General features: G+C 59.6%; 10 protein-coding genes. 7 read left to right on the top strand and 3 right to left on the bottom strand.

Annotated elements, in window-relative coordinates; translation table 11 throughout:
• Positions 1–68: 68 nt before the first annotated feature.
• On the top strand, positions 69–389 hold the full coding sequence (locus ACIQ17_RS25080; protein ID WP_398471988.1) for a hypothetical protein: 321 nt from the start codon (positions 69–71) through the stop codon (positions 387–389).
• Between the two features lie 652 nt (positions 390–1,041).
• Positions 1,042–3,447 (top strand): PAS domain S-box protein, encoded by a 2,406-nt coding sequence (locus ACIQ17_RS25075; RefSeq protein ID WP_398471987.1) that lies wholly within the window; start codon positions 1,042–1,044, stop codon positions 3,445–3,447.
• Positions 3,448–3,494: 47 nt separating this feature from the next.
• On the opposite strand, the gene ACIQ17_RS25070 is transcribed toward ACIQ17_RS25075, so the two are convergent.
• Positions 3,495–3,707: a hypothetical protein gene (locus ACIQ17_RS25070; protein WP_398471986.1), complete on the bottom strand. Its 213-nt coding sequence runs from the start codon at positions 3,705–3,707 to the stop codon at positions 3,495–3,497.
• A 9-nt stretch (positions 3,708–3,716) separates the two neighbouring features.
• A complete protein-coding gene (locus tag ACIQ17_RS25065; protein WP_398471985.1) occupies positions 3,717–4,118 on the bottom strand; it encodes a DUF2177 family protein in 402 nt (133 codons plus the stop codon).
• Between the two features lie 131 nt (positions 4,119–4,249).
• Here ACIQ17_RS25065 and ACIQ17_RS25060 point away from each other — a divergent pair, with 131 nt between their 5' ends.
• Together ACIQ17_RS25060 and ACIQ17_RS25055 are read left to right on the top strand one after the other, a co-directional pair.
• Positions 4,250–4,759 (top strand): ferritin-like domain-containing protein, encoded by a 510-nt coding sequence (locus tag ACIQ17_RS25060; RefSeq protein WP_398471984.1) that lies wholly within the window; start codon positions 4,250–4,252, stop codon positions 4,757–4,759.
• A 392-nt stretch (positions 4,760–5,151) separates the two neighbouring features.
• Positions 5,152–5,922 (top strand): exodeoxyribonuclease III, encoded by a 771-nt coding sequence (locus ACIQ17_RS25055; protein ID WP_398471983.1) that lies wholly within the window; start codon positions 5,152–5,154, stop codon positions 5,920–5,922.
• A gap of 9 nt (positions 5,923–5,931) precedes the next feature.
• On the opposite strand, the gene ACIQ17_RS25050 is transcribed toward ACIQ17_RS25055, so the two are convergent.
• A complete protein-coding gene (locus tag ACIQ17_RS25050; RefSeq protein ID WP_398471982.1) occupies positions 5,932–6,378 on the bottom strand; it encodes a DUF1810 domain-containing protein in 447 nt (148 codons plus the stop codon).
• Positions 6,379–6,492: 114 nt separating this feature from the next.
• Here ACIQ17_RS25050 and uvrA point away from each other — a divergent pair, with 114 nt between their 5' ends.
• The 3 genes from uvrA to ACIQ17_RS25035 form a co-directional block, all read left to right on the top strand.
• Entirely contained in the window at positions 6,493–9,051 is a 2,559-nt protein-coding gene (gene uvrA / locus ACIQ17_RS25045; protein ID WP_398471981.1) for an excinuclease ABC subunit UvrA, read from the top strand.
• Between the two features lie 208 nt (positions 9,052–9,259).
• The gene (locus tag ACIQ17_RS25040; protein WP_398471979.1) at positions 9,260–9,442 is read left to right on the top strand and encodes a hypothetical protein; all 183 of its coding nucleotides are present in this window, start codon (positions 9,260–9,262) and stop codon (positions 9,440–9,442) included.
• Between the two features lie 98 nt (positions 9,443–9,540).
• A partial coding sequence (locus ACIQ17_RS25035) for a PAS domain-containing protein (protein WP_398471978.1) occupies positions 9,541–10,995 on the top strand: 1,455 nt, incomplete at its 3' end.

Raw genomic sequence — 10,995 nt, 5'->3', positions numbered from 1 at the left:
GTCCATACCGGAACGGTTGGGCGCGTAGCCGGTTCTATTCGGCTGGGATACAGCTACGAAGGAACACAGTGAGCGACGTTGCGAAGGAACTGGTCGAAGGCCTCGTTGATCTGGCATCTTTGCAGGTCAAACTCGGCAACATTCTCGCTGATGCCGTGGCTGGGATTTCTGCATCGGAAGAACCCGCAGCGAAGAATGCGTCCGAAAGCATCCGCGAAATCTCTCAGGCGGAAATCGTCGCTGCGGCCCAGGCAATCCGGGCCGGCATGTTCGACGAGTATGATGGTGGTTTCCAGTCATTGCTGCGTACGAATTTCCCGGCGCATCGGGTCGAGGAATTGGCGCGTGCGGCGCTTGAAGCGGCCGCTGCATGCCGCGACGATGGGTAATGACGCGGTTTGCCGCGAAAGACGTTTCACTCCTCCACAAATTCGATTCCCGCCATGCCCCACTTGCACCAGACCACTTTTGCTGGCCGGGGAGACTCTGTTGGAATGAGGCGGACCTTCACCAATGGCGAAATGAAATTGTCGCCAATGGTTACGCGAACACCATTCGCACTCACGTCGAAGACAGGAAGCTGCAAAACCCTTCCTGACGAGAGATGCACCCATGCGAACGTCCTTCGTCGCATCCGATGCTCGGACCGTTTTTCTTTTCGCAGGCTCATGGCACCGCGATAAAGCGCTTATGCGAAGGCGAGGCTAACGCCACCATCGCGTGCGGCGATCAGGGGATAAATATGCCTCAGGACGTTGCTGCGATCATGGAGCCATACTGGAAACCTCTGACTGAGCACCAGTTGTTCGGTCCGATATCCGACATATCGATAGGGTCATCGAGGCCGCGCAGAACGACGAAAGACCTCCCGAGGAGTTTGCCTCCTCGTCGGCTCAAAAGCTCAACCCGACCGTTCACGTAAGGCGATCATTGCCGCATGTGGTCCAATCGTCGCGTCACCTTCATTGGCCGGGAACAGTCGGCTGGAGGCGAGCGTGCCGATGGGCTAGGCTCTTCTTATAGAGCGAGTAGGGCAGTGGGATGGGCGAGGACATTTCGGCGGCGGAACGCAGGCTGAAAGAACGGGAGGCCGAGCTTGCCGAGGCCCAGCGGATCGCAAAGGTCGGCGGCGTCGTGGTAGATCTGGTCGGCGGGATGCATAACCGGCGGTCCCCGGAATATCTGGCGATCCACGGTCTCCCGCCAGAGGCCGTCAATGAAACCCACGGCGACTGGGCATTGCGGCTTCACCCAGAAGATCGCGACCGCGCCGAGCGGCAATTTTTCGACATTCTGGAGAGCCAAGCGGATCGATATTCATCGGAATACCGGATCATTCGGCCTAGCGATGGCGAGGTGCGATGGATAGCCGCTGAGGGCCGCATAGAGCGCGATGCGCGTGGGCGCGCAGTGCGCATGGTCGGAGCGCATATTGACATCACCGAGCGGGCGGTTGCCCGCGAAATGCTGCGGGAGAGCGAAGAGCGTTTCAGGCTGATTGCCGACAGCGCGCCTGTCCCGATCTGGGTTACCCGGTTGGATCGAACAAGAAGCTTTGCCAACCGAGCTTATGTCGAGTTTGTGGGGGTACCATACGAGCAAGCGCTGGCGTTCGACTGGCGCGCGATCTTGCACCCGGATGACGCCGCGCGAGTGGTGAAGGAAAGCATTGCAGGCGAGGCCTCGCTGAAGCCGTTCGTGCTAGAGGCGCGGTACCGAAATGCCGATGGACATTATCGTTGGGTCAAGTCGGAATCGCAGCCACGCTGGGATCCCACCGGCAAACACATCGGCTTCATCGGCGTTGCGCATGACATCACGGCTGCCAAGCAAGCCGAGATTGATCTCCGAGCTATAAACGATCGGCTGGAAAGTCTGGTCGCTCAGCGCACTGGGCAGCTCCGTAACCGGGAGTCCCAGCTTCGCGCCATCCTGGAGACAACAAACCAGCATCAGGGGTTACTCGATCTGGATGGCAAGGTGCTCTACGCCAACGCAACCGCGCTCGCCGCTGGCAATGCGCGGCTTGTTGACGTTGTTGGCCAGCCGTTCTGGCACACGCTCTGGTTTCGCGAGACACCGCTGGGCGCGAAAATGGTTGAACAAGCCTTTCGCGAGGCTGCCGGTGGATCGTCGTCGCGGACTGAGCTGGAGCTGAATCTTCCGGTTGGCCGGCGGCATCTCGATCTTGAGCTGCGGCCCGTGACCGACGAGGCCGGTCGCGTGACTGCCGTGCTCGCAGAAGGCGTCGATACCACCGAGCGGCGTGTGAACGAGGAAGCGCTTCGACAGGCCCAGAAGATGGAGGCCGTTGGACAACTGACAGGCGGCGTGGCGCATGACTTCAATAATCTTCTGACGATTATTCGCTCAGCGACGGATTTCCTTCGCCGCCGAGATCTTCCGGATGAGCGCCGCCGCCGATATGTCGATGCGATTTCGGACACCGTTGATCGGGCATCGCGTCTCACCGCGCAATTGCTGGCGTTCGCGCGGCGACAGCCGCTGGCCCCTGTGACTTTCGATGTCGTTAACCAGATCGAGAGTGTCGCAAGCCTCGTTCGTCCGCTGGTGGGGGCACGAATTCAGATCGAAGTTCGGAGGCCCTCGGAGACCCTGTTTGCGCTGGCGGATGTCGGCCAGTTCGAAACCGCGATGGTCAACCTTGCCGTCAATGCTCGCGACGCCATGAACGGTGAGGGAAGGCTCATCATCTCGGCGGAGCATGTCGTTGAAATTCCAACCGTGCGCGCGCAGGGAGCGCGGCTTGGCGACTTTATCGCTGTCTCTATCGCGGATAACGGCGTGGGGATACCCGAACAACATCTGCAGACCATTTTCGAGCCCTTCTTCACGACGAAGGAAGTCGGGAAGGGCACGGGTCTCGGCCTGAGCCAGGTCTTCGGATTCGCCAAGCAATCAGGCGGAGACGTTTTGGTGAGCAGTATCGCCGGACAGGGGGCGACATTTACGATCTACCTACCGCGTTCCGATACGTCGTCAGTCACAACTGCGATTTCTGCCGGGAGTGGAGATACTGTTCGTGGGGTCGGACACCGCGTGTTGGTCGTTGAGGATAATCCAGAGGTCGGGACATTTTCGACAGAGCTGTTGCAGGATCTGGGTTATGCGACGGAATGGGTCAGGTCAGCGGCCGAAGCGCTCACAATTCTGGAAAGCGATGAACTCGCCTTCGATCTCGTTTTCTCAGACGTCATCATGCCGGGCATGAACGGGGTCGAACTGGCGACGATCATTCGCGATCGATATCCCGGGCTCCCGGTAGTACTGACCAGCGGCTATAGCAGCGTGCTCGCCGAGAATGCTCATCAGGGGTTTGAGCTCATCCAAAAGCCTTATTCGGTGGAGCTGCTCTCGCGAGTGTTGCGGCGCTCGATCGGGGAAGCGCGGGGCGGTGCGCCCGGTAGTCCCCGATTGCCGGAATAGCTTCGCCTGGCGTTTAGAAAGAGTTAGCCAGATCGCAACTGGTCGAATTATTGCCCTTCGATTTGGCACTCGGTCCGGCGGGGCGCGCGATAGTCGTCGAGATGCTGGACGTTGCAATCGACTGCGGCCTCCTTCGCCAGAAGATGGTACATCCGCGCGACCGTCCGTTGCTTGTCGCGGATGCGGCCACGAGGCACATTCCTCGCTTTCCGGATGGCTTCGACCGCGTGCGATAGGAAGTAGTCATAGGCGTCGGACATTGGGCGCCTTCAGATGCGGGAAATGACGAAGCTGGCGAGCAGTCCGCCGAGCGTTGCGGCTGCGGCTGTGACGACCATGCCCCAAGCGACGTCGGGTATCACTAGAGTCCATTGCCACTGCTTGAGGATCGCCATGTTGGTCAGCGCAAACGTTGAATAGCAAAAGAGGCCGAGAAGAGCGCCAAACGCCAGATTGGACGACCAGTTGCTGGGGCTGTGACCATTCACGAATACGACGATTCCCGCCAAGTAAAGCGCGTAGAACAGGAGTGCTGCGGGCAATCGAGGCGTATCGAGCATCATGTCGCCGATGTGCGACTGGTACATCTTTTTGCCCACGGTGCCGAGAAACGCGAAGTCGAGGGGAAGCAGTATGGCGAGCGTGCTCAAATAAACGATGACGTATTGCATTGGTCCTCCGTGGCGGCTCAACCGCAAAACGCTCGACCCGTTCCATTCCCCCTTTGGGATGGGAACGCTGCTCGTGGAAATGCGTTGCTGGGGCGCCCGCCGGGCTGGCGGAACAACCCGAGGAGGATGCAATGGGACTGTTCAGCAAAGACATCAAGACAATGGAAGACATGTTCGTCCATGGTCTGCAGGACATTTACTACGCCGAGAACCAGATCACGAAGGCACTGCCGAAGATGATCGATCAGGCCACGAACAGGGATCTCACCACCGGTTTAAAGGCGCATCTCGAGGAGACCGAAAAACAGATCGGCCGCCTGGAGCAGGTGTTCAAGAAACTCGGCAAGGAGCCGAGCGCTACCGACTGTCCTGCTATCGACGGCATCATCAAGGAGGCCGACGAGACCGCCGGCGAGATCGCCGATAAGGCCGTCCTGGATGCCGCGATCGTCGCCAATTCGCAGGCCGTCGAGCACTATGAGATCGCGCGGTACGGTACGCTGATCGCATGGGCCGAAGAACTTGGCCACGACGATGTGGTGCGTTTGCTGACCACCAATCTGAACGAGGAAAAGGCCGCGAATACCAAGCTGAACACGATCGCGCTCCGGAAGGGCGTGAACAAGAAAGCGGTCGCTTAAACCTTGCAATATAGGGTCGCTGCGGTAGTCCGCAGCGCCCCCTTTGGTGCCCCCATGACGATGCAGCATCCCGTCACGCCCGACGGACGGTACTTCGTGGTGCGGGGGCGGCTGTGGCGTCTCGCGGATCCCCGGATATCCGAGAAGAATAAGACAGCGCTGGTCTCTCAGCTCATGACAGCCCGTCGGGCGGTCAAGGAGGCGAGGGGCCGGGGTGATAAAACGGGAGAGGCCGCCGCCCGTGAGGCCGTGGACGACGCGAAGCGTTCACTCGGGGAGCGGGGGCCGGTCTGGTGGGACGACGGAGCTCCAGACCTGAATAGGCATATGGCCAAAAACACCCCTTACGCTGAGTGGTTTGCAGGGTTGCGACATCGCCGAAAGTCGAAATCATGAAGATCGCGACGTTCAACGTCAACAACGTCAACAAGCGCCTTCCGAACCTGATCGCCTGGTTGAAGTCGTCGAAGCCTGACATCGTGTGCCTGCAGGAGCTTAAGGCGGATCAGGCTGGCTTTCCAAAGGTTGCCCTGCGCAAGGCCGGCTACTCGGCCGCATGGGTCGGACAGCGGACCTGGAATGGCGTCGCAATTCTGTCCCACCGTTCGGAGATCGTCGTCACGCGTCGAAAGCTGCCGGGCGACGCGAAGGACGTGCAGAGCCGCTATCTTGAGGCCGTCATCGACGGGATCATCGTTGTTTGCCTCTATGCTCCTAATGGCAATCCGCGCCCCGGACCGAAATTCGACTACAAGCTTGCCTGGCTGAGACGATTGAACCGTCATGCGGTGACGCTCCGCAAGACCGGTGCGCCCGTTGTGCTCGCCGGCGACTTCAACGTCGTTCCGACTGCGGATGACATCTATCCGACGAAGTCGTGGGACAAGGACGCGCTCGTTCAGCCCGAGGCGCGCAGACTGTTCGCGGCGCTGCTCGCAAAAGGATGGACGGATGCGCTTCGTGAGATGTATCCCGACAAGGCGCCATACACGTTCTGGACGTATTGGCGCGGCCGCTTCGAGCGGGACGCGGGATTGCGCATCGATCATTTGCTCCTGGATCCGCTGATGGCGGATCGTCTAGAAAAGGCCGGGGTGGATCGCAAAATCCGGGGGAAAGCCGACGCCAGCGATCACGCGCCGGCTTGGATTATCGTGACGTGAGGCAGCGGCTCAGGATCGCTGCCAGCCTTCGATGATCCGCACCGACGCCGCATCCTCCTCGCCATCATAATAGCGGTCCAAAGCTTCTCTGTACGGGCCGCGGCCATCTGCACGATCGAACAGGGTCAGGGATGACTTGAATTTCGCATCGTCTGGCGAGCCGAAGATCTGATGCGCGGACCGTCCGGTCACGCTGAGCACCGCATTTGTCGATTCGAGAAGCCGTAGTCCGAGTAATGGGTGGGCGAGATACGCCACCGCCTCGTCCATGGATCTGATCGCATAGCGTTGCGCCATCGCGCTATGTCCGAGCCGTTCGGCTTGCGGGAAAATGAACCACATCCAGTGGCTCCGCTTTGCGCCGTCCTTTAGTTCAGCGAGGGCAGTGGCGTAGACGGGCTGCTGGGCGATTACGAAGCGTTGCAGATCGAAACGATCGGTGGTTTGGGGCTCCAAATGATGGCTCCTTAAAGCTTCGGTTCACGAGTTGGACCACAGCGGTATCAACTTGGAACGTGGCCGCAATTCCAAGGTTCTAGAGCAACTTCGCAAAAACAGTGAGATTCCGACTTGAAGCATCCGATCGATGCGGCCGATCTGCCTGTGTGCCCTCCCGGTGAGTTCGTCCGGGTCCGTGGCGCACGTGAGCACAATCTCAAGAACATATCCCTCGACATCCCCCGAAACGCCTTGGTGGTCTTCACTGGCGTATCGGGATCGGGAAAGTCGTCGCTTGCGTTCGGGACATTGTATGCGGAAGCCCAGCGCCGGTACCTGGAGTCGGTGTCACCGTACGCCCGTCGGCTGTTCAATCAGATGTCTGTGCCAGAGGTCGATGACATCGAAGGTTTGCCGCCCGCCGTGGCGCTGCAGCAGCAGCGGGGAGCGCCAACAACCCGTTCATCGGTTGGAAGCGTCACAACGCTCTCAAATCTTCTCCGGATGCTCTATTCTCGCGCAGGCGATTATCCTCGTGGCCAACCTCTGCTGTATGCCGAAGCGTTTTCGCCGAACACGCCGGAAGGAGCTTGTCCCCACTGCCACGGCATCGGTCGAACTCACGATGTCACGGAACGTTCGATGGTTCCGGATGAAAATCTGACAATCCGTGAACGCGCGGTGGCAGCCTGGCCGACCGCCTGGCAGGGGCAAAACTTGCGCGACATCCTTGTCACGCTGGGGCATGACGTCGATACGCCTTGGCGCAAGCTGCCGAAAAAGACGCGGGACTGGATTTTGTTCACCGACGAACAACCGACGGTTCCTGTCTATGCCGGGTATGATGCCGCCGAAGTCAAGCGGGCGCTCAGGCGGAAGGAAGAACCAAGCTACCAGGGCACGTTCACGGGCGCCCGCAAATATGTCCTGCAGACCTTTGCGACGACCCAGAGCGCGATGATGAAGCGCCGTGTCTCCCGCTTTCTCCTCAGCAGCGACTGTCCCGTCTGTCATGGCAAACGGCTTAAGCCCGAGCCGCTCTCGGTCTCATTCGCGGGATACGATATCGCCGAGATCGCGCAGCTTCCCTTGAAAATGCTCGATAAGTTGTTGCGCCCGTTTATCACGGATCACGCGACCCGATCGGCCGCGCATCCGGAGAAGGCGGTCGTCATCCATCGCATTGTCGAAGACCTGGTTGCCCGTCTCGCAGTTCTGCTCGACCTCGGCCTTGGCTACCTCACCCTTGATCGCAATACGCCGACGCTGTCGCCTGGCGAATTGCAACGTCTCCGGCTTGCGACGCAGGTCAGGTCCAACCTGTTTGGAGTCGTGTATGTTCTGGATGAACCGTCAGCAGGACTGCATCCCGCGGATACCGAAGCGCTGCTGAGGGCTCTCGATCGTTTGAAAGAATCAGGAAACTCCCTGTTCGTTGTCGAGCACGAGCTTGATGTCATCCGGCATGCTGACTGGATCGTTGATGTGGGGCCCGCCGCTGGCATCCACGGTGGCCAAGTCCTTTATAGCGGCAAGCCTGCGGGGCTCGCTGACGTCGGAGATTCGCAAACGCGGCAATATCTGTTTCCTTCCAAGGTTCCGGTCGCGCGCGAGCGGCGTTCGCCATCAGGGCACCTGAAGTTAAGGAACGTGACGCGCAACAACCTTCAAGCGCTCGACGTCGATGTCCCGCTGGGCGTCCTCACCGCGGTCACCGGCGTATCCGGGTCGGGAAAGTCGAGTCTGATCAGTCAGTTTCTGGTCGATACGATCTCAGACAACCTGGGACACGACCGAGCGGTACAGGATGCGGATCACGAAAGCGGTCCTCTTGAAGCAGCGATCGAGACCGTCGGCGGTGAGATCGTTGCCGGAATGGAAAACGTCCGGCGACTTGTCGTTGTGGACCAGAAGCCGATAGGCCGCACGCCGAGATCCAATTTAGCGACCTATACCGGCTTGTTCGATCATGTCCGGAAACTGTTTGCCTCGACAAAACAGGCGAAGGCCCGGCGCTACGATGCCGGTCGGTTTTCATTCAACGTTGCCAAGGGGCGGTGTGCCACATGCGAAGGCGAGGGCTTCGTTTGCGTCGAGCTCCTGTTTCTGCCAAGCGTCTATTCGCCATGCCCTGACTGCCATGGTGCGCGATACAACGACAAGACACTCGAGGTGAAGTTTAGGGAGAAGTCGATCGCAGACATACTTGCCATGACGGTAGATGATGCCTTCGTTTTCTTCGGCGGCGACGAAACCTTGCGGAGATCGTTGGGCGTCATCCGGGAGGTCGGCCTCGGTTATATCCGGCTCGGGCAATCGGCCACCGAGCTGTCCGGGGGAGAGGCGCAGCGCATCAAGCTGGCGACCGAGCTGCAACGGGTGCAGCGAGGAGGAACCCTTTACGTGCTCGATGAGCCCACGACGGGCCTGCACCCGTCTGACGTGGTCAGGCTATTGTCCCAGCTCGATGGTCTGGTGGCGGCCAACAATTCCGTCGTGGTGATCGAGCACGACATGGACGTCGTGTCGGCGAGTGACTGGGTCATCGATATCGGACCGGGAGCCGGGGACGAAGGTGGCAAGGTCGTGGTCGCCGGGACGCCAGAGATGGTTGCCTCAGCCGCCGAAAGCCGAACCGCAAAATATCTTGTTGACCGTGCGTCGGCCGCTGGCCGTTGCACTGCGCTTTGATCGAGCCCGTGCGTTTGAAGACAAGAACGACATCCCCAGCCATAACTCCAAAGAGTCCGTTAGCGGACGCAGGCTGCGACATGTGCACAGAACGCTGCAAAGATCACGATGACCGCCCGGGTCTGTCTTCGATTTTGACCCGCCAACGCTTGAAGCGGGAACCAATGTTTCTCGTCCCTGTTACGATGAGACTATCGGGGGATTTCCGATGCAAGAAGCAATTGATCGCGTGATGGTGACCTACGGCATGATTGCCCAGCTAAGCCCGGAGGCTGAGAGGAATCTGCGTCAAGCTGTAACCTCATACCTCGCGACCAGCCCAGAGACGGACAGCGACAAGTTAGCAATTGAAGGTCTGAAATTTGCCCGCGAGACGGCGGGGCAGGGGTAGGGCATGTGTCCAAGGTCGGCCGTGACTTTGCGGCGGTGACGAAATAATCGTCTCCGATGAGCTCTATTTTTTCCGGTAGTCCGCAGGCATCTGACGCAATGAAGGCCGCTTTTGAGGCCTTCAATTGGGCATCGACACCGCTTGCGGACCGAAGCGCGTGGCCCGTTTCGCTTCGAACGGCTGTCGATCTGATGTTGTCATCGCGTTTCGCCATGTGCGCCACGTGGGGGCAAGAGCAAACGTTTCTGTATAACGACGCCTACGCGCCGTTTTTGGGCGCTCGGCATCCGTCCGCGCTCGGCAGACCGATAAAGGAAGTCTGGCCGGAGATCTGGGACGACCTGGAGCCGATGATCGATCGGGTGCTCGCTGGCGAGACCGTTGCGATGGAAGACCTTCATCTGGTCATGACCCGCAACGGCTATCCGGAGAGCACCTATTGGAGTTTTTCCTACAACCCACTGCGCAACGACGCAGGCGAGATCGTCGGCATGCTCGACATCGCTGTGGATACGACGCAGAAATTCGTCGATGCCAGAAGCCTTGAGCAGGAGGCGACGAGGCTTTCAGAAAGCGAAGCGCGTTTCCGCGCTTTGATCGGTGCAACGTCCGATGTGATCTACCGGATGAGCGCTGACTGGCGTGAATCTCGCCCGATGGATGGGCGAGGTTTCCTCGCCGATAATGAACAGCCTTCGGCTCGTTGGCTTGAGACGCACGTCCCGGAGGACGAGAGACCGACAGTTCTGAGCGCAATTGCCAAAGCTGTCGCCGATAAGGCGCCTTTCGTTCTTGAGCATCGGGTTCGGAAAGCTGATGGCAGCATCGGGTGGACGTCTTCGCGCGCTGTACCGATTATTGGTGCGGATGGCGAGATTACAGAGTGGTTTGGAACTGCCTCCGATGTGACGCAGGCCTATGAAGCGCGAGCCTCTTTGGCCGCAAGTCGCGAAAAGCTTGAACTGGCGACGCGCGCTGCGCGGCTTGGACAGTTCGATTTCTGGCCTCAGACCGGCCGTCTTGACTGGGACGACCGTTGCCGTGAGCTGTTCGGCCTGCATCCGGGCGCTCCGGTCAGCTATGAGACCGCCTATCTTGCGGGCCTTCACCCCGATGATCGTGCGAAAGCCGATGCAGCCGTGGGCGCGGCCCTGGACCCGAACGGTTCGCGCATCTTCGACACGGAGTATCGGACGATCGGAATCGAGGACCGCATCGAGCGCCATATCCACGCGCGCGGCAGTGTGGTCTTTGAGGGCGATATGCCAACGCGTCTGATCGGCACCGTGCAGGACGTGACGGCAGATAGAACCGCGCAAGCGGCGCTTCGCGAAGTCGAGGAGCGATTGAGGCTCGCCGGACGCGCGACGAATGATGCGGTCTGGGACTGGGACTTCCGTTCGAACCATGTGACCTGGAACGTCGCTCTGACGCATGTTTATGGTCATGATCTCTCGCAGGTGGCACCGACCGGTGAATGGTGGATCGAGCACATTCACCCAGACGATCGCAGCCGGATCGATGTCAGTATCCATTCCGTCATTGACGGTCAC

Source organism: Tardiphaga sp., from assembly GCF_044340795.1.
Lineage (GTDB): Bacteria > Pseudomonadota > Alphaproteobacteria > Rhizobiales > Xanthobacteraceae > Tardiphaga.
The sequence above is the reverse complement of the archived record's forward strand: the minus strand, read 5'-3'. Positions and strand labels throughout refer to the sequence as shown.

Bases quoted from the DNA above. Each gene is read 5' to 3' on its own strand.
- ACIQ17_RS25075 (WP_398471987.1), top strand. From the start codon at position 1,042: ATGGGCGAGGACATTTCGGCGGCGGAACGCAGGCTGAAAGAACGGGAG.
- ACIQ17_RS25070 (WP_398471986.1), bottom strand. From the start codon at position 3,707: ATGTCCGACGCCTATGACTACTTCCTATCGCACGCGGTCGAAGCCATC.
- ACIQ17_RS25065 (WP_398471985.1), bottom strand. From the start codon at position 4,118: ATGCAATACGTCATCGTTTATTTGAGCACGCTCGCCATACTGCTTCCC.
- ACIQ17_RS25060 (WP_398471984.1), top strand. From the start codon at position 4,250: ATGGGACTGTTCAGCAAAGACATCAAGACAATGGAAGACATGTTCGTC.
- ACIQ17_RS25055 (WP_398471983.1), top strand. From the start codon at position 5,152: ATGAAGATCGCGACGTTCAACGTCAACAACGTCAACAAGCGCCTTCCG.
- ACIQ17_RS25040 (WP_398471979.1), top strand. From the start codon at position 9,260: ATGCAAGAAGCAATTGATCGCGTGATGGTGACCTACGGCATGATTGCC.